The following is a 22833-nucleotide window of genomic DNA, read 5'->3' as shown; positions in this document are numbered from 1 at the left end:
TTCATCAGGCACAAATTTAGTTTTACTTCAAATTCTATTAATTTTAAACGAAATTGGAAGTTTACTTCAAAGAGGACTGCTCATGTTTCAGCGACCAGAATATCTTCAACAACTCATTCAATTTGAGAATACTGATTTTATCAAAGTCATTACGGGTGTACGACGTGCTGGAAAGTCTGTTTTACTGATGCTTTTTAGGGAGTATTTATTACAAGAAGGGGTTCCTGAAGATCATATCATTTATATAAATTTAGAAAGCTTTGCGTATCAAACCGTCACTACCGAAGAAAAATTTCGCAATACAATTAGCGGATTATTACCTAAGGATGATCAGAGAATCTATTTTCTATTTGATGAAATTCAAGTCGTTGATGGTTGGCAACGGGTAGTCAACGGTCTTCGTGTCAGCTTTAATAGTGATATTGTGATCACAGGCTCTAATGCAAACATGCTTTCAGGTGAATTGGCTACTCTTTTAAATGGACGTTATATTGAAATCCCTCTGTATCCTTTCTCTTTTCAAGAATTTTTACGAGCAAAAAATATTGATCTAGCTTCTCGTAAAGTAGATAGTGCTTATAATGAGTATGAGAAATATAGTGGTTTTCCCAACGTGGTCATCGCTGAGGAGTCAATCAAGGATACCATCTTAGCGGGGATTTTCGATACGATTGTTTTGAACGACGTCGCTTTACGAGCAGGTGTGAAAGACCCCGCTGTTTTAAAATCACTCATTCGTTTCTTAGCCGATAATGTTGGACAATTGGTCAATGCGTCAAAAATTGTCAATACGTTGAAAAGCGAAGGCATCGAAACCACTAATCATACAGTTAATCGCTATTTGGATTTATTGGAGAACGGTTATCTGTTTTACCAGGCTAAACAATATGACATTCGTGGCAGAGAGTATTTAAGAACAAATGGCAAATACTTTATTGTGGATGCTGGTTTAAGAAGAAATGCTGTAGGGAGAAAAGATGGAAACTACAGTAATCGCTTAGAAAATATTGTTTACATTGAATTATTACGTAGAGGATACACCGTTGATGTCGGTAAGCTGAGTAAAAAAGAAATTGACTTTGTCGCCAGAAAATTGGATGAAACCCTTTACGTCCAAATCACTTACGAATTACCCGATAATCAGCACGAGACGGATAATTTACTTCATATAAAAGATAACTACAAAAAAATAGTCATCACTGGCCGCTACTCTGAGGTTGAGCAGGTGGATGGGATTCCGATTATTTATATTGTTGACTGGCTACTTGCTGAATGATGAAAAAGTGTCGTTAAAATGACTATCTTATTGACACTTTTTCATCATCTGTATATAGAAGCTGTGATAACAATGATTTATTGGACAACAGTTCTTAGATATGTTACTTTGTTATCCTTTTCTTTCAAAATAGATTGAATAGGTCTCATTTGAAACTTCTGATATGGGAACAAATTTTATATTTTTTTCTTGTCCTGTGGTGATATAGGTGCTGTCCCGCCAAAAACTATGGTGTCTCTCATTCAGTGGCTGGAAAAGCCCCTCATGGATGTGTATTGGTACATCTTTCTCAGTTAATCCGGCTAAAACTAAGGGGCCATCAATAAAGGCTACGCGATTAGGATTGCCAGGCAGCGTAACCATTTCAATAGACTTTTTAAATTCAATTACAATCTCACTAACTGAGGTAAGATTTTCGATGGTTACAAATCCTCGATTAGCTATATAATTTCGTGGTTGATTATTGACCCATAGAAGTGTCTCCTTTGACCATTTTGGCACACGAAAGTTCAATGTACAGAAGCCTTCACCTGTTAGGATAATTTTATATCGGTAGCTTGATGGTCGTTTGCTGGGAATATCACTGCTAGATTCATAGGACTGAATAACCTGCTTGCCAAATTTATTAGAACGCTCCAAGGGACCTTCCCCCAGCTGACTATCTTGAATAAGCTTTATTTTCAGCTGACCTTCCTTTGCTTCTAGGATCGTTTGGGAAGGAATGTATTGGTTTATGGTTACCGTATTTTCTTCTTGATAAAAAACACACTCTTGATACGAGCTCTGCGCCTGGACTAAAGTGCCATGACAACACCAAAAATGCTTTAAGGGATCGCCCCAGTTCTTCTGACTACAAGGCTCCATATCAAGAAAATAAGTAACCATTCCAGTGTTTTTGTTTTGCTGTGCCAGAATACCATTGTATAGATTCAATTCTTCAAAATCTCCATATTTAGAATCCCCCGTCCACTTAAATAAATAGTGAGCCAAACGAATCATATGATAGACCGTGCAATGCTCCTGAGCCTTGCCTAAACGACCCGAAAAATCTTTAATCGGAGTCCACAGCTCCCCGCAGGAAATCCCCCCTGTAATATAAGTCCCGCGCTTTTCAACTGCCATTTCCCAAAATTTTTCTACAATCGATCGATACTTGGCTTCTTTAGTGACCTCCCAAATACGGGCGATACCCAGAATTTCAGCAATTTGAGTATTCGCATGCTTGTTGGTTAATACATCTTTTCCTTCTAACAGCTGATCAAAAAAAGAATGCCGATAATAGAGGTCAATTAATTGGCGATAGCGCGGATCCTTCGTAATGGCGAACAGCTCCGCCCAGATTTCTAACATCCCTCCTGTTTCATAAGACAAAATATTTTGAAAAGTCTCCTCATTTACTCTCTCACACCAATGAATAAACCACTCACTGAACTGAATAAGAATAGCGAGTGCCTCTTCGTTATTAGTATATTTGTAAACATCTAACAAGCCCATCATCGTTTTGTGAATGGTGTAATGGGGAGCCCAAACAGCTTGCTTTTTTTCCATCCGCTGCATGTATTTTTCGGGAATAGAAGCCACCCAGCCATCGCCGTTGGCCTGCTGACACCTAGCCAAACCAGCTATAATTTCTTCGGTTTTTCCAGCGATCACTGGTGAGTTAGTTGCTCCGTAAATTTTAGCAGCGGCCGATAACCAATGGCCGAGAAAATGACCACGAATTTCACAGGTGACAGCTTCCCATCCCCAATGCCACTCATCTGGCTGTTCTACTTGCTCTTCCGGATCAATGGTTGTGCTAGAATTCCCGCTATAACTCCAAAGACCTGCTTCTAACAAATAACTACGCAATAAATTATCCGTCCGCAAGCTTAACATATAATCATAATTCTTCGAAAAACGCTTGTTAAAAACGCTGGCTTTTAATTGGGTATTTTTTATTATTGATTTAAGCATCGTTTGTCCTTTCTACTTAGTGATGACTAGTGACCACCTTTATTTCTTTTTAGAAATCAACTCATTGATTAATTGGAAAACCATTCCAAATTCACTCTTGGGAATTTGGATATTGTACTTTTGACGGATTTTTGAGAAAACAAGCTTTGAAAAACCTAAGAAATCGTCAAATTTCTCTTTTTGCGAAAGAACATCTGGGGATAGCTCCTCATCGATCTCATCATGCCGTAAAATCCGTTCAATCATAGATGACAGATGCAGGAATAGGTTGATTCTTATGAAGCTTTGAATCTCAATATCGTAAAATTCTTCGTAAGCAATAATGGCTTCCTCGATTTCGTTAACGACCATTTCGGGATTTAAAAAGGTTAATCTAGCCGTTGCCCCTTCGATCGTAAATAATTTAACAATTTCATTGATACAGTCTTTCCGTTTTTCTTCAGCAATAAATAAAGCAAATCGTTCCAATGTTTCTCGTCCATTTACAATTTCTTCAATGTTGACCACGGGGACCCGCTGTTCATTCATACTAGGGGTTGTAAAAATGGCAATCGTATTTTTAAAAATGGTTAAATCCTCCCGCTTAAATTGCTGCTGAACGTTTTTGTAATCCATAGTCAAAATCTCAATTTTTTCATGATCAAAATAATGGCTAAGAATTTCTTTCACCTTGATCGCAATTCCTTCTCCAGATAAGCAGGTCACTAAAATATTATTTTTTTGAGACAGCCCCTCAAAGTATCGTTTTTCAACGGTGTATTTCGTCGTATCTACCTTCACAATCTCATTCATGGGAACCTTCGCCTTCAGTTGAAGGGCAATATCTAGCGCGGCTGCCGATGAAACATTGTTTAACACAAGTAAATCTCCTTCGACAAAAGGGGTGATTTTTACATACATTTCTTCTAAAGATCCCATATCTACAAAAACAACCAAGCCATTTTTCGTATCGATTTGCTTGATATATTGAACAATTTCTTCAATCAGCTGAGTGCTTGATAATTCTAGCGGCAAATCGAAGCCATCATAGATATAATCATTCACCAATTGATTGGCCATTGCTGCCATGCTTGTTGCATTGTTGAATCCGTGCATTGCAATTACGGCTGGTATTATCGATGTGATGATTTTTTTCTTGTAAAAGAAGGCCGTGAAAAATAAAACCAATTGATCAGCCTTTTCGGTATAAACCAATAATTCTGAAACCACTGTTTTTGCTAATCGAAGGTATTTGTGTAGCTGCATTCGTTCTTTGGTATTAAGCTCAATTGAAAGTGGGTAAACATAATCAAAATGTTGGAAAAAATGCAACAGCTCTATAAATTTGTCGAGCTCCATTTGTTCTAATGGTATCCCTCGTTGGTTAAATAGCTTTTTCACCAAATCTCTATCATACTCAACCTGGCTTTCTTCAAATTCATTCTCGATGAAAATTTGATAGCTGCCGTATTCTTGTTTAATACAACAGTGAATATTAAAAACTAAATTTTCGACCGAATTCAGCAATCCCTGAAAGTTTTTTATCGCTGAGGTATCTGCCAATTCTAACAAGCTGCTGCTTTTCTTTGCTTGTCCCTTACTTGCTGTTTCGGTTGAAAATAATTGATACCTTTGATCAGAAGAACCTTTTTTATTAATAACGATGGTCGTTTGGGAGTAATGCTTGGCTACCATTACTTTGATTTCATTTTTTAATTCCCCAACGTTGCCTTCATACTGGCTTTTTTCAAGCCCTTCGATTATTTCATAGGAAACTTGGATGGTTTTCTTTACTTTTTTGACTTCTGATTGAAATAAGGCTAAAACTAGTTCGTGGCGTTCTATCAATGGTCGATCGGTAAACTTTGGCAACGTGATAGTCAGAGGAATTCTTCGTCTAAAGGTGGTCAATAAACTAGAAGTTATTTCTTCTGTAGTAGCCATAATTAGTCGTACATCTGACGACTGCCAATTGTCGTTATCTCCTAAACGCCTAAACTTTTGTGAATCTATTAAAAGAAAGAGCTTTTCCTGATTTTCAGCACTTAAATTGTGAACCTCATCCAAAAAGAGAAAGCCGCCTTGCGCCTCATCGATTAATCCTTTTTTATCGGTTTCTGCACCAGTGAAGGCTCCTTTAATATGTCCGAATAAAACTGATGACAGCAATTCCGGATTATTTGCATAGTCAGCACAATTTAAAACTACAAGTGGTGCTTGAGGAGGAATCACACCATTGTCTTTCGCATACTGAAAGATCAAGCTGGCTAGATAACTTTTTCCTGTCCCACTTTCTCCTCGCAGCATCAATGGCAGTCCCTTTGGGTAATTAACCGCCGCTTTACACTTTTGAATGCTGTTTTTTAAGGAGGAATCATAGCCAATAAAGCCCTCAAAGGCTTGACTGCTTTCTTGATTTTCTTTATAAACAAATTTGGTCGGACGAGTATTTATTTTCGTTAAGACCCCTTCTTCAACCAAACGATTCAAATGGTGACTGGCATTGTTGCGGCTTATATTCAGTGCTGTAGAAATGCATGATGCCGTGTAAAATTCCGCCTTTTCCTGGGTGTCTCTGATATACCTGATAATCTTATTTTGTTTTGTATCCATAACTGACCTCCAATAAGGATAGTTATTTCTATCATAAAGGCTTTTATATTATAGTTAAATAGTTTTTTAGTTATCTCAGTGTCTGCTTTTAAAAAAAATCTTTTTGCTCTGCTTTATTCTGATTTTGAAAATTTTTCTCGATAAAGGCTTTTCCTGAATTTCGAGAGTTTTTATCCAAATAGTCTGCAAAAAGTCAAAAGGAGACGAACGATTTTCTATTGATCGAGTTGATCAATGAGAAACAACCTTCCATCTCCTCTCTTCCTATAATTCGCTGACGGTCAATTCTACTACTGGGTCAGAAGGTGTACGAATAGTGGTGATTCTGACTCCTTTTGCTAAAAGCTCTTTAAGTGCTGCGCGTTCCGAGGCAGTAACATTAATTCCTGCTTTAATCTTTTCAGTATTTTCTCTTGAAGAGATATTGCCCAAATTTACTTCTTTAATGTCTAATCCGTTGTTTAACAAATAGAGAACATCCTCTGGCGACTTTACCACTATGAAAACGTTTTGTCCGTGGTATTTTCCATTTGAAATATTTGCTACTGCAGTATCTCTAGCAATGATTGAAGTTCTTACCGTTGGCGGTGCAACCATTCTCAATAAGTTCTTCTGAACCTCGTCGGCTGCAATCGGATCGTTGATGACCATGATTCGATTTGCTTTCAAATTATTTGTCCACAGTCCCGCGACCTGTCCATGGATCAATCGATCATCAATACGAATATGTTTAATCCCTTTCATTCATTTACCCTCCTATTTTAAAATACCTAATACATAACAAAGGATAGAAAATACTAATAGAATTCCAATTACCTTGACTGGAGTCATTTTATTTTTCCCTAATAAATAGTAGACAAAAACAGCCAGCAAAGCAGGAACCAAATTCGGCATAATCTGATCCAAAAGATCCTGTATTTTCAGCGTTACATCGCCCATTTTATATTGAAAAGCAACATTCGCTTTGACGACTGAAGGTATTAATGCTCCTACAACCATCAACCCAATCGTAGAAACAGCAGCTGTAATGCTGGCCATTTTTTCATTAAGTGAATCAATCAAGGACATCCCTGAAATTAATCCAGCTTTGAAAAATGGAAAGCTCAGACCTAGCAAAACTAAGCTGACGATCAGCCATAGAATAATTCCAAAAACATTGCCCTCTAAAGCCATGTATGAAGCAATCGCTCCAAAAATTGTCCAAGGAATTGTAATCATCACAGTATCTCCCAGTGCCGATAGAGGTCCCATTAACGCTGTTTTCAAAGAAGTCACTGTTTCTAATGATTTGGCTCCTTCATTTTCTTCAATTCCAACATTCAAGCCCAAAATATACGGACATACCCAAGGGGTGCAGTTGAAGAACTGCAAGTGTGCCGTCATTGATTTTTTCAAATCTTCGGGCTTGTCTTTGTATACTTCTTGCAGAACCGGCAGCATTGAGTAAGCATAGGCAAGGGATAATTGCTTTTCATAATTTAATGAATTACAGCTGGTAAACATCCAGCGAACTAAAGATTTGGTTCTAGCTTTGGTAAATGTTTTATTTTCCGTATTACTCATCTTCATCGAACACTCCTTCGTATGACGTTGTGGTGATTGCACCAACAGTTTCTCCATTGTTTTTATTATATGTCTTCAATACATGGAGCGCCCAAGCTCCACCTAATAAAGCTACCCCCATAATAGGTATTTCAAAGTAAGCAACTAGTACAAAGCCAACAATCAAAGGGGTAAGGTAGTCTCTGGTTGGCAAATAGCGTAGTAAGATCCCTAAACCCATTACTGGCAGTAGTCCTCCTGCAACAGTTAATCCCCCAATTAGCCATTCAAGCGTCCGATTTACAATAAAATCAACGAGTGTTGGTCCCATCAATACACAGAGTAAAATTGGTACACCGGTAGAACACATAGTCAAGACTGTGGCAATCCAATGACTAATACCGATTTTTTTGTAATTGCCATTTTGTACCGCTTTTTCAGCTTCATGTTGAAAGAAGATATTGATGGTCATTTTTAAAACATCTAATTGAACCATTAATAGCGCAACAGGAATCCCCAAAGTAACACCCAATTCACGACTTTGCCCAGTCGTAATAGCAATAAACGTTCCTACTACTGCAGCCGTTGCATAATCAGGTACAGAGGCCCCACCAAATTGGCTCACACCTAAAGTCATCAGCTGTAGACTAGCACCAATATACATCCCGGTTTGCATGTCCCCTAAAATCAACCCAACAATCGTTCCACCAACTACTGGCTGCCATAAATTAAAGTGCAGCCCGTAACGATCCAAATTAATAAAAAAACCAAAAAAGATAACAAATGCTATTTGCAATACATTCGGTTCCATTTTTTTCCTCCCCTATTCATCCTCTTCTGTGGCAACATTTACAATTTCTCCGCACTTAGTAACAGTTAATTCCCCGCATTCTTCAATCATCGGTAATATTTCACTCAATTTCGACTGTTGCATAAGTACGGCATTTAGTACTTGTGGAAAGCCGACATTTGACAAGATGATTGCTTCCTCTTTTTTTTGAAGCTCCAGATAGAATGTTTTGAATGGTGTTCCTTGAAATAAGTCTACCATTACCAGAACATCGCCTTCCAGCTTTTCTATCAGCTCGTGCACTTCTTGCTGATAGTCATAGACACTTTTATCTCTAAGTGCTATGGAATGAACCTGCTCAAGATCCTTTGTAAAGTATCTTAATGTGTCAAGAAAGCCATCTGATAAACTTCCATGGGATGAGATCACTATATGATACATTTCTTCACCTCTCTTCACTTTACTATTAAGCAAGTAGCGTGCCAATATTAAACTAATCGTATTTCCTTTAATAGCAATGGTTAACAGCTAAAAATAGTGTCCCCGAGGCTGTCGACACTACCTAATCTTTTGGGACACTACTAAATTGGTTCTTGCACTCTAAGGTTTCTCTTACTAAAATAAACAATAGGAGGTGTTAGTATTGCTTTTACAAGAAAAAATGAAGCAGAGACGATTTTCCCCAAATGAACGAATTGTCGTTGATTTCATTTTAGATAAACAAGAACAAATAGAACCCTATTCCACTAAATCAATTGCTGGGGAAACTTATACCTCTCCTTCTGTTTTAATTCGAATAGCAAAGAAATTGAATTTCAATGGGTGGAATGATTTCAAACCAGCCTTTTTAGAAGAGGTTCATTATTTACAGTCCAGTTTTAGCAACCTTGATGCAAACAAGCCCTTCAGTTCAAAGGATTCACCTATGACTATTGCTGCGAAAATAACGCAATTAAAAATTGAAAGTGCTAATGATACCCTTTCACTTTTAAAGCATGACACCTTGCGAAAAGCAGTAAGAATTCTCGAGGATGCGAATAATGTCAAAGTTTTCGGACTATACAACACCTTATTTCTCGGAGAAGAGTTTGTTCATAAACTGAAACATATAAATAAACGGGCGGAAATAGTAATGGTCTCCAATGCCTTGTACCAAGAAGCGACAATGATGACTTCTGCTGAATGTGCAATTTGCCTATCCTATTCAGGAGAAACTGGAGAACTTTTAGATACATGCAAAATATTACGTGAAAACAAAGTACCTATTATTGCTATTACAAGCATTGGAGAAAATAGCCTATCAAGATTTGCTGACGTGATTCTCCGGATCTCCACTCGGGAAACTTCCTACTCAAAAATTGGTGGTTTTTCTTCACTAGAATCGATTTCGTTAATTTTGGATATTCTCTATTCAAACTTTTTTGCAATTCATTTCCAAGAAAACTATGATTATAAAATTGACTTAGCCCGAAGAACAGAACATAGACAAATTCAAAATCAAATAGTAGATGATCAGGCTGAGTTTAGTTTTGATTAAAAGTTCACCTTAAAAAGACGTAATGATCGGTTGTCATTACGTCTTAAATCATTTCTTCCAATACTTTATTAGGGAACTGAAATGATCCCTCTTTCAATGTAACTCTTTAAACTGTCCTCCACCACATCACTTGTTTTATATTTTGGCGAATAGCCAATCAGGTTCTTAGCATTTTTAATGCTATAGTGACCGCTGCGTGCAATATGGTAATATGTTTTATCAATATGATACTCATCATCTATATACTCACACCATTTTTCCCAGGACAAAAATTCGATTTTGGGATCACGATTAAAGAACTGGTACATCAAGGTTGCATATCCGTATAAAGTCAGTGATTCTTCTGCTACGGCGTGAAAACTCTCACCCACCGCCTGGTTCCTATGATTAACTGCATCTACAAACATCTGTGCCACGTCTGAAGCATGTACATGATGCAATGTTTCCATTCCGAAATTTGGAAGATAGATTTTCCCACCTTCAGCAATTGTTTGAAACACCATACTATCTTCATTTCCTAGCGGATTGATAAAAGTCCAGCCTGGTCCTGAAATTTGTCCTGGCATAATTACAGTGGCAGGGAAGCCTGTGGTGCGAAACTCTTTTTTCAAATACTGTTCGCTTTTGTATTTCTGGCAACCATATTCATCTAATGGATGTTTCACACCGTTGGGATCCGCTGGAACAAGCTCAGCTCTACCATGTGCCCAAATAGACGAACAATATAAGTAGTGGGAAAGGTTTGTTTCTCTTAATGCTTCTACCATGCTTTTTACATCTTTCAGCGTAAAGTTGATTAAATCAACAACCACATCAGCATTCAAATCTGCAATTTTTTGAGAGAAATCCTCAGTCTTACTTCTATCTAATTTCACTTGTTTCACCTTCTCCCATGCGGGGTCTTCAATATATGGTTTATTGATACCACGACTGATAGATATAACTTCATGTCCTGCTTTGGCTAATCTGGGTGTGAGGTACGTACCGATATGTCCAGCTCCACCTATAACAACAATTTTCATATGTTAAATTCCTCCTAACTTTGTTTAAATAGTATCATTATCTTTTTATCAAAAAACGTTGTTGGGTCCATCTTAGAACATCGTTTCAAAAATACTTTGTTTCTCTGCTGATTTTTGTAAAAGTCATTCTATTTTTATCATATAAAATAGTCCTTGGTTTATTCGTTTTTAAAAAACGTTTAACCAGATGAGTTCTCTATTTCAAAACAAAAAAACGAAACTCTTAATCTACCGTTATAGTTGATTACTCCCTCAACACGCAGTAATTTCCCTTCCACAACTACTCATCAAATTTGAATTGAACAATCTTTTTCAGAGAAGTTTAGTTGATTTGAGAAAGTTAAAAAAAGAGCCACAGTTCAAGCCTTCTCAATCCACTATTTAGCTTCAGTCATGCTACAATTTGGAAGAAGAAGGAAGGTTAGAGTCACTATTATGAAGAAAGCATTGGTTCTGTTTTTCTTACTGGTAATTGCTTTTTTGGGTCTGGACTATGAATTTGGCAATATGGCTGATTTGGGTTTGTCCACCCATGACTATCAGCAAGTTTTTTCTGCTATTTTACTTCTGCTTATTTACGTTCTACCGCTCTTGTATTTGTTCCATACGGCAGCGAAGCGTTGGGAGATATCCCTGATGTTGTTTCCCTTTATTATTCTCTTTGGCGGATTTTCCAGCGGCTGGATCGCCACTTTTGGTAATGAGGCAGTCGGCTCTGGTTTGACTGCACTATTTGGTCATTCAGCACTATTGAAGCAGTGGTCAGATGCACTTTCTGCACCGTTTGTCGAAGAATTTTCCAAGGGTTTATTTGCCCTTTGTTTTCTTTATTTGTTGAAAATTGAAAAGCCGCAAGGAGCCTTGCTTACTGGAATGGGAGTAGGATTAGGTTTTCAGCTGATTGAAGATATTGCTTATATTTCGGACGCCGCAGAAAAATCCCTGCGCGAAGTAATTCCTGAAGCATTGAATCGTGTCTCTGGATCAGTCAGTTCTCATTGGGTTTATACGGGCATTTTTACATTAGGTGTATTCTATTTAATCAAGCATGTAAAAGGACAACGTGCGTACCTGTGGCTGTTAGCTCCAATCATTTTACATTTTCTTTGGAATTCACCTTGGAATAATACCTTTTGGCTAGGACCCGTGTTGAATGCCCTAACGATTTTGTTGCTCGTTTATCTTTTCTTAAAGCTGGATGGCGAGTCGGAAATTGTGAAGGAATGACTACTATAGCTGACGTCTCTTTTACTTAAAAAGATGAGGTTCTCTGAAAAACTTATTATGCTATAGTTAGGATAACTTAACCTTTATTGCAAAAGGAGGATTTCGTCAAGACAATATTGATGAAGTAACTGCCGATATTCCTAAAAAGCTCTATTCGATTCGAAGTGTCCATAAACTTTCTGGTCACTGAGGCTATAGCAGCTATCATTTTAGCTTGAGGGATTTAGAAAAAGTATGCATTATGAATGCCCCTGAGCAGTTAGTTTCACCTACTTGCTCAGGGGCATTTATTAGGAATAATCTGAACTTACTTTCTTACATCTTTTTAAAACCTGCAACTAATCGAGTAACTGTTTGAACAATCATTTGGTCACTTTCATCATTAACTGCGGCTGGATAATTCAAAGCCATCTCATTAAGTGCCCCTGAAAGGGCATGGGTGATCCATACTGGATTTACTTCATCGGTTAAATAATTCTGTGCCTTTAAATCCATCAAGTGCTGTTGCAAAGAATTCATTGAGTTTTCTTGATCCGCTTTGCGCCAGGCATCCCAACCAACCACTGCAGGAGCATCCACCAATAAAATTCGTCGACATTCCAGCGCATTGGCTCCTTTAATGAAACCAATACACCCGAGAATTAGTTGCTGCCAAGGGTCGTCACTGGTTCGTGCATTTTTTTCGATTTGTGCAGCGACATCCTGCTGTACGTGATCCAATACAGCCAGAAAAAGTCCCTGCTTATTTTTGAAATGATGATACACTGCACCACGAGTTACTTGACCTTCTTCAGCGATTTTCTCCAGTGAAACACTATGATACCCATATTGAGTAAAATGCCTACGCGCGATTTGCGTCAGCAAGGCTGTTGTTTTGCGAGTTGCCTCTTCTTTTCTCATAGAATTTCCTTTCTATTTTTGATTTCTAGTTCCATGCTTGATAATCCAATCTTGGGCTTTGGTGCTAGGTGATTGCCGCCATTGGGCAATCAACGCATCTGCTTTGTCAGGAGAGTCTTTATAAAGATCATTTAGGTTATTACCAACACTTTTTTGCACAAATTTTTCAGGATCATCCTTTAAATTCGTCAAAATTTCGCAGTAACGTTCGTGTTCGTCCAGCGCCATCGATAGTTTTTCTGACCATGGCAAACGTAAACGAACCCCTTCGCAAGCTAGTCTTCTGACATGTACATTATCATTTAAAGTCCACTGGATCAATTCGTCCATGACTTCCTTAGGATGCTCCTTCAGTAAAGGACGAACTGCATACTCTCCGGTAAAACGTTTGGTTAGCTCCTTTAAAAAAGCCAACGACACCTGCCAATCTTGATTACCGTTGCGTTCGACATAACGACCAATCGGCCACAGCCACCAGCCAAAGCTAAACATACCTTCTGATTTTTCCAATTCCGGGCCCAGCAGCTGATAAAAGATCTGAATATTTTCGAAATAATCAGGACTCATATATTTATCCATCGCATCTACAATGAAATCAAAACGAGCAAAAAGTTCTTTGTTTTCCAGTTGTCCCTGTATTTCTTTGGTAAAATTCGCCGCATCAAAATTTGGGGAAACCTCCGCTATTTTTCCTGCCAGTTCACCAACATAGGCATCATTATAGTGATCCTTGTGCTTCATCCTGCCTCACTCCATTTTTCCTTTGACTTTAGCATACATACAGTCTGTATGTCAATTCTGCTCGAAAACCATTAAGAATAGAATTGAAACTACTTCGTTTACTCGCACTCATTATGTAGTTCTCGTTAATGATTTTTACTACATATATACGAAACGGAGCGGGGTTTACTATTTATTTTTTAAAAAGAAAAGGTTTACAAGAATGAAGACATATGATAACTTTAAAGTGTAATTAAGGAATGTTATTAGTTCGGCTAAGCATGACCGGTTTACCAAAATCCGTGGAGATTTTGTGTAAATGGGTCTTTTTTGTTCATTTTTTTAGAAAAGGAGAGGGATTAAAATGGATTTGTTAAGTCCGGTAATCGGGAAACTAAAACAGATTGAAACGGTAGATGATGAAATGTTTGCTACCAAGATGTTAGGAGATGGAGTGGCTATTTTACCACGAGACCCGCGAATCGTCTCTCCAGCAGATGCTGAGGTAACTGCTGTATTCCCAACTGGTCATGCCATTGGTTTAAAAACAGCAGAAGGAATTGAACTGTTATTGCATTTAGGAATAGACACCGTAGCTCTTAAAGGTAATTTTTTCCAAAGTAACGTTCAGTTGAATCAATCGGTCAAAGCCGGCGAATTACTCGTTGACATGGATTTTTCAAGTATAAAAGAGGCCGGATATGATACAGATGTGATGCTGATTATCACAAATACTGCCGGAAAAAGCATTGAAAAGAAAGCTTCATTAGGTGAAGTGGACTGTGCAACCCCTATTCTTACAATAAAGTAGGTGGAATAATGATCATAAAAAGAGTACTTAATAACAATACGATTATTAGTCTGGACCCCAATGGAGCAGAAATAATTGTTAAAGGAAAAGGAATTGCTTTTGGGAAGAAGCCTGGACAGAAAGCAGATAAAAGTAAAACTGAAAAAGTGTTTACGTTAGATACTACGGAAACCATTCGCCAATATCAAGAAATCATTATGGATATATCAGAAGATATCATCGAACTGACTGAAGAGATTATTGAAGTGATAAAAAATGGCACTGAAAAAACCATCAGTGACAAAATTTATATCACATTAACCGATCATATTTCAAATCTGTTAGAACGAATGGCATTAGGCATTCACTTCGACAGTACTCTTTTGTGGAATGTTCAGGCACTATATCCAGAAGAATACCAATTAGCTGTCCAGGCGGTTGCTATGATCCGGCAGCATTTTGACTTGCCAGTTGCCAACGTTGAGGCCAATTTTATCGCGATACACATTGTCAACTCAGAAATGGATTTAGAAATCCAAGAAACCGTTAGGATTACCGAGACAATCAATCAAATCTTGCTTGTGATTGAAGAATGTATGGATACTACTGTATTTCTCGAAAACTCCGAGCTTGATAAGGCCCGCTTTGTTCTGCATCTACGTTTTTTACTTCAACGAATTATTCAAGAAGGAATATTACAATACGATAAAAGCGATCACATGATGGCACTATTAATGAAGGAATATCCTCATCAGTCTGTCTGTGTGTCGACAATTATGCAGGTCATCTCTGAAAAATATCAAAAAGAAATCGAAGGAGAGCGCCTGTTTTTAATGATTCACGTCATTCGTTTAACAACCGCTAAAGAAATCAGCGGATAATTTGACTATTAAGGAGGGAAAATGACTTCGTACTGGATGGTTACGGGAAAAGCCGGCTAGACCTTTTATTTTAATCAACTAAAATAAATGGAGGTACAAAAAGATGAACTATCAAGAAGCCGCACCACAGATTATTGACGCAGTAGGGGGAACCGGGAATGTCGACAATGTGACACATTGCATGACCCGTCTACGATTTGTTCTGAGAGATGATGGAAAAGCAGATGATGGAAAAGTAAAAAACGTTGCTGGTGTGATGGGAGTTACTAGAAAAGGCGGTCAATATCAATTAATTATTGGACCGAATGTCGCGAGTCTTTATGATGTTGTTGAAAAATTATTACCAGCAGCCGGTCAGGAACAAACGGAAGAACAAACGGTTAAACATAAAAAAGATGGAAAAGCAATTTTTGAACAGGTATTGGATTATATTTCAGGTTCTTTGACGCCGTTGATTCCGATTCTTTTAGTTGCGTCGCTATGTAAAACAGTTGGCGTTGTACTGGGCCCCTCATTGTTGGGCCTAGTCACAGAAAATAGTGATATTTATCAATTGTTTACATTTGTTGGAGATGCTGGCTTCTATTTCTTACCTGTTTTTATTGGCTGGTCAGCCGCCCGCAAATTAAAGAGCAGTATTCCTATTGGAATGCTGCTGGGTGCTGTGATGCTGTACCCTAATTTTATGCAAATGGCGGAAGATGGTGTTTCATTTTCTGTTTACGGAATCCCTACGATGCTGCAGAATTATTCAAGTACTGTTTTGCCAATGATCTTGACGATTGCGGCAATGAGCTTTGTTGAGAAGTTTTGGAAACGATACACACCGGATGTGCTAAAAGTATTTTTGATTCCCTTTGGTACTTTGCTTGTAATGCTTCCTTTAACGCTGATAATTTTTGGTCCACTAGGTGGATTTTTAGGGGTTTATATAGGTGAAGCTTTGATTGCCTTGAATACCTTCGCACGACCTTTAGCCGTCTGTGTCGTGGGAGCAACGTTTGCTTTTATCGTTATGACGGGAATGCATCCCGTTCTATTTACCTATCTGTTTACAACTTTTCCAGCATTAGGCTACGATAACTTCTTAATGCCAGGAATTTTAGCAGCTTCATGGGCTGGAACTGGTGTGGCACTGGCTTGCGTTTATAAATTTAAATCAAAAGAGAAGAAAACTTTGACGTTTGGTTACGTGGTTACTTGGTTTTTAGGTGGCGTTGGCGAACCTCTATTGTATGGATTGAATGTTCCTTACAAAACACCTTTTGTTGCTGGAACCATTGCCGGAGCCATCACTGGTTTGATCGCAGGTATTTTAAATTTGACTGGTCATGTATTGAACATATCCAATGGCATCTATGGTTTAGCAGGATTTGTGGGCGGCAGTACTTACAATTATATTGTATTAGGTGTGACCGTGACGGCTGGTTTGATCTCTGGATTCGTTGTCATGCTGTTTTTCAAACTTGATGAAGGATTGGTGAAGGAATAATGTATTTTACCTCTGAAAAAATAACTGAAAGAATTACCCGAATTCGAACAGCCTTTGAAGTATGTGCTTATTATATTCAAGGGGAGACAAGCGGCGCCCTGTTAGATACAGGATTGGGCTGTGGTGATTTAAAGAGTTTCATAGATGATCTATCAACTACCGACTACACGGTCATTTTGTCTCATGGTCATTGTGATCATGCTGGAGGTAGCAGCCAGTTTGAGGAAGTTTACCTAAGTCCATTAGATAACGATTTAGAAAGCTATCATTGCACCCAACAGTTTCGTATCCAAGAAATCCAAAAAGCACCTACTCCGCTTCCAGAAATATGGCAGCCGGATCAAGTATTGTCACAACAAGCCAATGGATTTAAAAAGTTAACAGAAGAAATGATCTTCGATTTAGGTGGGGTAACAATTGAACTTCTACTTATTCCAGGACATACGCAAGGAATGATGGTTTTCTTATTACCAGAAGAAAAAATAGCTATTTTTGGAGATGCTTGTGGCGAGAACACCTTGATCTGTTTTCCCGAAAGCACATCACTTGCTGAACATTACACTGCTTTAAAAAAATTAAAGAAGTGGGAGGGTCGCTATGATCGAATTTTAAGAAATCATGGGACATTCGAATCACCGATTCATTTGTTAGATAATAACTTGATCCTCTGTGAAAATATTTTAGCTAAAAAGGATGCTCGCGTTCCGGTCCATATTCATGGAGTTGAGGCCTTCAGCGGTAAGGATAGAGACAAAGAAATGACCGAAAGTGAGAAAACGGGAAACATTATTTACACGCTTGATAAATTGTAAAAGATCCTCAGCATTAGCGATTTCTGTCAAAAAATGAGGCGATGACACCCTTCTGTGGCGCCATGCACCATAGAAGGATATTATCGTCTCTAATTCAATAATGTTTTTATGTCCGCTACCAATACTCGATCCACTCGAGGCGCCGAGGTGTAATCGTAATAGGTTGAGGCTGATTCAAAAAGAATATATAGTTGTCCATCGTTAGCAGTGATTTGTTCCAAGTAAGGAGGCATTCTAATTTCCCCTCTATACTCATCATTAGTCAGATCCTGAGTTAAATGCTTTGAATTGCGGTACCGCAAGATTTCTGAATCACTAGAACCAAAGGAGGTTGAGATCAAAAAGTCATTCTGATAAAAGGTAATTCCTTGAGCCTCACTAGGCATCGTGTAATAATCCCGATTATCATCGACAACTGTGCGCTTAGGCTTAAGCTTCCCCTTCTCATCCAATGGATAAATAGAAACCTCACCTTCGCGATTCAGCTTAAAAGTTCCTACGTAAAGTTTCTGGTCAGAATAAGTGATATAGGAAGTAACGGAAAAGTCTTCAAACTGAATATTCTGGTCGTACTTAACCGGACGGTGACTCACATCAAAATCATAGCTCTCAATTTGTTTAAGAGAGATCGCTGAAATTTGCGAATGATCCAATTCAACCTGTGAGGTTACCCAAAGATTTTCGCTTTTTGGATCATAAGTAATTCCACCCGCATGAGGCATCCCTGGTAAAACCAAGGTTTTGATGTAACCACCTGTTTGCCGATCCATCACGTAGATTACCGAAAAATGACGATGATCATGGCTGTAAGCGCTGATAAAGACGTACCGATCCGCCACTGCCACACCTTGAGGATCCATATCCGTACTGGTAGATACCTGTTGATTGATATCTAAAGTTTTAGTCTGAACTAAGCCAGGAATGATGTACGTACGGGGCTGGTCAAGATTCTCGCTTTCATAAACTGCTTGGTATAGTTTAGGATATTTTTTTATCTGTTGTTTTTGCTGGGAATCGGTATAAACTGCTGGCGAAATGCTCGTGCCATTTTTTAGTTCAAGTGAATCCGGATCACTGCAGCTGCCTAAAATTACCAGCAAAAAACTCAACGTAAATAGTGCCAATCCTTTTTTCATCGTTTTTTCCTCTAGTCTCAGTTTTCTTCATGGTAGCATGATTTTCGATGTTGCTTAACTGATATGCTTACAGTAGAGAGAAAAAAAGAGACTGAAATCAGCCTCCTTTAAAACTTCTTGAATGTTAACAAACCGACTACCGATTCTTTAGCCAGTTTTTTAGCACTGGAAACAACCTTTTTACTGTCGTTGATTTTTACGCCATCTAATACTTCTCCAACCTGTTGTGTAGTAAAGTTGATCGTTCGAACTACACCGTCCTTGGTTTGTTCAACCACTTCACCTAAATCTTCCAGTCCATCATCTCGACGAATTCTTTGTTTACCAATCGTACCTACTGCAGTATTAGCCATCCCATCCAATGTTTGACCGACTACTTTACCTACTGCTTTGTTCCGCTCAAAAACATCTTTACTAATTTCTCTTAGATCATCACTATCCGTTAGTTCCGCTGCAATATTCGTTACACCGCTGATTATCCCACCGCGCACGGCTCCAACTGCTTCACCAATTTCTTTAAAAAATGCCATAATAAGACCTTCTTTTTCTTTTCCTTTAGTATACCACCTGTTGAGAGTTTTGGGAAAGTGTGGAAAAATAGCCAACAGAAATAAGCGAACCATTTTCTCGAATGGTCCGCTTATTCTTATTTATTTAATTGAACCACTCTATTTACCAAGTTTTCTGCAGTTAAGCCATAATGCTCTTTTAGCAGCTTGGGATCCCCGGATTGACCAAAACAGTCTTTCACTCCAATTTTTACGACATTGGCTGGATGGTACTCAGCCAGAAATTCTGCCACTGCACTACCTAACCCGCCAATAATACTGTGCTCTTCTGCTGTAATAATCCATGGCGTTTCCCTAGCAGCTTGCAAAACTAATTCTTCGTCTAAAGGTTTGATAGTTGAGAAGTTTAATACTCGTACTTTAATTCTTTGTTTTTCTAAAATTTTTGCAGCTTCTAGAGCTTCTTGTACCATCAGTCCGGTTGCTATAATTGTTCCGTCTGCCCCCTCCGTCAAGGTTTCCCCCTTCCCGATATCGAAAACAGGTTTGGTCTGGTGAACTCGTTGTACGGCCAGCCGACCCAATCGTAGATAAACCGGTCCATTTTGAGCCAAAATAGCATCAATCGCTGCTTCTGTTTCCAAATCATCCGCAGGGTTTAAAATCGTCATCCCAGGAATCACCCGCATCAATGCCAAATCTTCAATTGCTTGATGAGACCCGCCATCTTCACCAACAGTAATTCCAGCATGGGTAGCGGCAATAACCACATTTAACTTTTGATAGGCGACCGCATTTCTAATTTGTTCGTAGGCTCTGCCCGCAGGAAAAATTTATAATCGTAATTCAGTAGATCATAAGATACTAAATTTCTTACTGTATATTTTTTAATACCGCCTTTTTTATCAGGAATAAAAACTAGCTAGAAAGACTCTGAGTTGACTCAGTTTCTTCTAGCTAGTTTTATCTACATCTCTGCCAATGAAATTAAACGAATTTTTTTCTCTCTTGCAAATTCCTTCACTTGCTTAGTGAAACCTCTTTTGGAGAATAAAAACAATTCTTTAGTAGCGTATGGAAAATATTTACTATGCTCTATCAGTTGTTCAGCTGCTGGCAAATCAATTTTTTCATTTCGCCAGTAGCAATCACCTAGTAACAAATCTTCTTCTTCAGTACCCAGTCCAACCACATTGACTTTTTGCTGTTGAACATTTTTATTTTTTCCAGTGGACGGATTCCCCCACCAAGAACCCACTTCAGTGAGTGAAATGGCCATCCGCTCACTTCCGTTTTTCTCTACCAGCCAGCTGCGACAATAATCTTCAAAAGTTTTTGAAGTAAACTGCAAAATATCCTCGGCAATGTATTTCCAGATCAACTCTGTCCGTTCAGTTTCAATAAACTGCTTGTATTTAGGAACATAACGGTACCAGAAACGGAATAAGCCATCCGAGATCACATAAATTGGCTTGTTTTTTCCAATTTCAGTTAATGCCGTTCTTTTCTCAACTATTTCTAAGTCAATCAGTGTTTCCAAATACTTAGTTAACGGTCCAGATTCAATACCAGTTCTATTGACAATTTCTCTAACCTCAGTTGCACCTGCAGCAATAGCGGTAATAATATCATTGTAACGATTTGGTGTTCGCAACTCCTGCATTAACAAGTTGCTAGGCTCTTCGTATAAGAAAGTATTTTTACGCAACACATTGGTTAAAATATTTTCCTTCAAAGATAAGCTGTCATTAAACATTTCAAGATAAAAGGGAATGCCTCCTGTTAACCCATAAATAGTCATAAAAACTTCCTTAGGGATTCTCGCTAGGAGCGTATGAGCCTCAGTAAAAGTTAATGGCAACAGGTTTATTTGTCCAGTGATTTTTTCATTAAGAGGGCTCTTGCTACCTAAAACTTGTTCCTTCATAAAGGAAACCTGTGATCCAGTTAGAATCACTAGCAAATTACCACTATTCTGATAAGATTTTTTAATGATTTCTAGTAGCTCTTCAGCAAGTCCTTCATTTGATTTCGCTAAATGAGGGTAGTCATCAATAACAAAGACAACTGGTTCATCCGAAGCCTGGGCAAGCTTAGCTACTGCATCAAAAGCTGCCATAAAAGTAGCAAAATTTTTAGTTGAATCATCTGGTTCAGTTAAGTCATTGATTGCTTGACTCAAATTAGCAAGATTAATGGCTGGCCCAAATTGATCCGCTGTAAAGAAAATGGTCTGTTTACCTTGAACAAACTCTTCCAATAGCCGGGATTTTCCGATCCGCCGTCGACCATACATTGCAACGAATTCAAACTGTTCACTGGCTAATCGTTCCTCCAGTTCTACAAGCTCCTGCTTTCTTCCTACAAACATCACTTCACCTCATCTATTTGATTTGCATTTAGTATATCATAAACTACTGAATTACGATCTACCGAGGAATAGCTTTTTAGTTAACACCAAAAAGACCCAGAGCTGTTATACTCTGAGTCGATATTTTACTCCTTAATTCTTATTCCGCTATTTCCTTCAATAGCTTGTTGCCAAAAGCACATTATCCTTTTGAGTGTACTGTAACACTAGCTGCCAAGCATCTTTGATAATAATTATTTTAGTCAGGGTGACCTCGGCCTGGGAATTTAGACACAGCGATTTAAAAAACTCCCAAAAGAAGCCAGAAGTAGAACTTTTGTATTTTAGGAACAAATACATTCTTGCATTTATAGCACTCGTTAAATTTCTTGAAAACAAATCTTTCTATGACTGTTAATCTCTCTTCTTATATTTCGATTGTTCTGCTCTTAATAATAGAAGACTGACCAACTACCATAGATTCACTTCCTTTATTCTGTTAAAAGATCTCTTATCTTAATTTTTATTGTGCTCATCTGTTTTATTTTGAGCCATAAGCTCTTGTAAGATCTCAACTTGCAGCTTTTGCAAGTCAAGAATATGCTGCCATTTAGTTGACATCAGATAATCAAGTTTCTCGTGAAGCAAATGTATTTCTACTTCCGCTTTGACATTGACTTGATAATCATTGTCTGCCTCTACCCGGTCACGATCGGCCTGACGATTTTGGCTCATCAAAATAATAGGGGCTTGAATTGCCGCTAAACAAGAGAGTGCCAAATTTAACAGTATGAAAGGAAATTTGTCGAATGGTTGAAAAAACAAAGGCAGCGTATTCAAAACAATCCATATTGCTAAGATAAGTAGAAATATAATGATGAATGGCCAGCTGCCTCCAAATTTAGCGATACCATCCGCAAGTTTTTGCCCTCTTGTTTCTTTAGTTTTCAAGGCATCATTGACGTTTTGAATGTGGACTTGCTCATTACGAATCTTATGCTTTAATTCATGGTCAAATTGATTCGTAATGTGAATTTCTTGGATCAATAATTGATTGATATACTGGAAACGATAATTTAACAAATTTTGATAGGAAAGTTTTGATTCTTGATTCATCTCTGGTGTCTGCTGCATTATAAACGCTTGAAGGTCACTTTCTAATTCCTTAATCTGAACTGTTTTCTTCGTTTGATCTGTCATAGCTATCACCTTTTTTTCTTTTTATGATAGCATGTTTTTTCTCTGTTGCTCTTTAATATGCCTATACTCTCCTTTATACTTTTGCCTCTAAACATCCCTTG

Annotated in this window: 21 protein-coding genes; 7 read left to right on the top strand and 14 right to left on the bottom strand. The window is 38.1% G+C overall.

The window, feature by feature from the left end; translation table 11 throughout:
- The first annotated feature begins 82 nt into the window (after positions 1-82).
- A complete protein-coding gene (locus IGI46_RS23115) occupies positions 83-1276 on the top strand; it encodes an ATP-binding protein (RefSeq protein ID WP_429965529.1) in 1194 nt (397 codons plus the stop codon).
- A gap of 111 nt (positions 1277-1387) precedes the next feature.
- Here IGI46_RS23115 and IGI46_RS23110 read toward each other — a convergent pair whose 3' ends face one another.
- The 6 genes from IGI46_RS23110 to IGI46_RS23085 all read right to left on the bottom strand — a co-directional run bounded on the left by IGI46_RS23110 (position 1388) and on the right by IGI46_RS23085 (position 8597).
- Positions 1388-3232, bottom strand: a complete 1845-nt coding sequence (locus IGI46_RS23110) for a beta-L-arabinofuranosidase domain-containing protein (RefSeq protein WP_429965530.1) — start codon at positions 3230-3232, stop codon at positions 1388-1390.
- 39 nt (positions 3233-3271) lie between these two features.
- Positions 3272-5824 (bottom strand): sigma 54-interacting transcriptional regulator, encoded by a 2553-nt coding sequence (locus tag IGI46_RS23105; protein WP_429965531.1) that lies wholly within the window; start codon positions 5822-5824, stop codon positions 3272-3274.
- A gap of 264 nt (positions 5825-6088) precedes the next feature.
- Positions 6089-6568 carry a PTS sugar transporter subunit IIB gene (locus tag IGI46_RS23100; RefSeq protein ID WP_429965532.1) on the bottom strand — a complete coding sequence of 160 codons (480 nt, stop codon included), beginning with the start codon at positions 6566-6568 and terminating at the stop codon, positions 6089-6091.
- 12 nt (positions 6569-6580) lie between these two features.
- Positions 6581-7393 (bottom strand): PTS system mannose/fructose/sorbose family transporter subunit IID, encoded by an 813-nt coding sequence (locus IGI46_RS23095; RefSeq protein ID WP_010757691.1) that lies wholly within the window; start codon positions 7391-7393, stop codon positions 6581-6583.
- On the bottom strand, positions 7380-8177 hold the full coding sequence (locus IGI46_RS23090; RefSeq protein WP_429974359.1) for a PTS mannose/fructose/sorbose/N-acetylgalactosamine transporter subunit IIC: 798 nt from the start codon (positions 8175-8177) through the stop codon (positions 7380-7382). The genes IGI46_RS23095 and IGI46_RS23090 overlap by 14 nt, the downstream gene beginning before the upstream one ends.
- Before the next feature lie 12 nt (positions 8178-8189).
- The gene (locus IGI46_RS23085; RefSeq protein WP_429965534.1) at positions 8190-8597 is read right to left on the bottom strand and encodes a PTS sugar transporter subunit IIA; all 408 of its coding nucleotides are present in this window, start codon (positions 8595-8597) and stop codon (positions 8190-8192) included.
- Positions 8598-8799: 202 nt separating this feature from the next.
- Here IGI46_RS23085 and IGI46_RS23080 point away from each other — a divergent pair, with 202 nt between their 5' ends.
- The gene (locus IGI46_RS23080) at positions 8800-9693 is read left to right on the top strand and encodes a MurR/RpiR family transcriptional regulator (protein ID WP_429969603.1); all 894 of its coding nucleotides are present in this window, start codon (positions 8800-8802) and stop codon (positions 9691-9693) included.
- A gap of 68 nt (positions 9694-9761) precedes the next feature.
- Here the strand turns inward: IGI46_RS23080 and IGI46_RS23075 are convergent, their stop codons facing one another.
- The gene (locus IGI46_RS23075; protein ID WP_429965536.1) at positions 9762-10715 is read right to left on the bottom strand and encodes an NAD-dependent epimerase/dehydratase family protein; all 954 of its coding nucleotides are present in this window, start codon (positions 10713-10715) and stop codon (positions 9762-9764) included.
- A 435-nt stretch (positions 10716-11150) separates the two neighbouring features.
- Between IGI46_RS23075 and IGI46_RS23070 the strand changes: the two genes are divergently transcribed.
- Positions 11151-11942 (top strand): PrsW family glutamic-type intramembrane protease, encoded by a 792-nt coding sequence (locus tag IGI46_RS23070; RefSeq protein WP_429965537.1) that lies wholly within the window; start codon positions 11151-11153, stop codon positions 11940-11942.
- A gap of 315 nt (positions 11943-12257) precedes the next feature.
- Here IGI46_RS23070 and IGI46_RS23065 read toward each other — a convergent pair whose 3' ends face one another.
- Both IGI46_RS23065 and IGI46_RS23060 read right to left on the bottom strand, forming a co-directional pair.
- Entirely contained in the window at positions 12258-12842 is a 585-nt protein-coding gene (locus IGI46_RS23065) for a TetR/AcrR family transcriptional regulator (RefSeq protein WP_429974358.1), read from the bottom strand.
- Between the two features lie 12 nt (positions 12843-12854).
- Positions 12855-13583, bottom strand: a complete 729-nt coding sequence (locus IGI46_RS23060; protein ID WP_429965539.1) for a DNA alkylation repair protein — start codon at positions 13581-13583, stop codon at positions 12855-12857.
- A 343-nt stretch (positions 13584-13926) separates the two neighbouring features.
- Between IGI46_RS23060 and IGI46_RS23055 the strand changes: the two genes are divergently transcribed.
- The 4 genes from IGI46_RS23055 to IGI46_RS23040 all read left to right on the top strand — a co-directional run bounded on the left by IGI46_RS23055 (position 13927) and on the right by IGI46_RS23040 (position 17537).
- Positions 13927-14373 (top strand): PTS sugar transporter subunit IIA, encoded by a 447-nt coding sequence (locus IGI46_RS23055; RefSeq protein ID WP_429965540.1) that lies wholly within the window; start codon positions 13927-13929, stop codon positions 14371-14373.
- An 8-nt stretch (positions 14374-14381) separates the two neighbouring features.
- Positions 14382-15233: a PRD domain-containing protein gene (locus IGI46_RS23050; protein WP_429974357.1), complete on the top strand. Its 852-nt coding sequence runs from the start codon at positions 14382-14384 to the stop codon at positions 15231-15233.
- Between the two features lie 103 nt (positions 15234-15336).
- A complete protein-coding gene (locus IGI46_RS23045) occupies positions 15337-16725 on the top strand; it encodes a PTS transporter subunit EIIC (RefSeq protein WP_429974356.1) in 1389 nt (462 codons plus the stop codon).
- Positions 16725-17537 carry an MBL fold metallo-hydrolase gene (locus IGI46_RS23040; RefSeq protein WP_429974355.1) on the top strand — a complete coding sequence of 271 codons (813 nt, stop codon included), beginning with the start codon at positions 16725-16727 and terminating at the stop codon, positions 17535-17537. Before IGI46_RS23045 ends, IGI46_RS23040 begins: the two co-directional genes overlap by 1 nt.
- 89 nt (positions 17538-17626) lie before the next feature.
- On the opposite strand, the gene IGI46_RS23035 is transcribed toward IGI46_RS23040, so the two are convergent.
- The 5 genes from IGI46_RS23035 to IGI46_RS23015 form a co-directional block, all read right to left on the bottom strand.
- Positions 17627-18673: a YncE family protein gene (locus tag IGI46_RS23035; protein ID WP_429974354.1), complete on the bottom strand. Its 1047-nt coding sequence runs from the start codon at positions 18671-18673 to the stop codon at positions 17627-17629.
- A 107-nt stretch (positions 18674-18780) separates the two neighbouring features.
- A complete protein-coding gene (locus tag IGI46_RS23030) occupies positions 18781-19203 on the bottom strand; it encodes a hypothetical protein (protein ID WP_429974353.1) in 423 nt (140 codons plus the stop codon).
- Positions 19204-19319: 116 nt separating this feature from the next.
- Positions 19320-20015 carry a transketolase family protein gene (locus IGI46_RS23025; RefSeq protein WP_429966081.1) on the bottom strand — a complete coding sequence of 232 codons (696 nt, stop codon included), beginning with the start codon at positions 20013-20015 and terminating at the stop codon, positions 19320-19322.
- A gap of 134 nt (positions 20016-20149) precedes the next feature.
- Positions 20150-21553, bottom strand: a complete 1404-nt coding sequence (locus IGI46_RS23020; protein WP_429965546.1) for an ATP-binding protein — start codon at positions 21551-21553, stop codon at positions 20150-20152.
- Positions 21554-22048: 495 nt separating this feature from the next.
- Positions 22049-22732: a DUF1003 domain-containing protein gene (locus IGI46_RS23015; RefSeq protein ID WP_429974352.1), complete on the bottom strand. Its 684-nt coding sequence runs from the start codon at positions 22730-22732 to the stop codon at positions 22049-22051.
- Positions 22733-22833: the final 101 nt, after the last annotated feature.

This window comes from Enterococcus sp. AZ163 (genome assembly GCF_050498925.1).
GTDB lineage: Bacteria > Bacillota > Bacilli > Lactobacillales > Enterococcaceae > Enterococcus_A > Enterococcus_A ferrettii.
The sequence above is the reverse complement of the archived record's forward strand: the minus strand, read 5'-3'. Positions and strand labels throughout refer to the sequence as shown.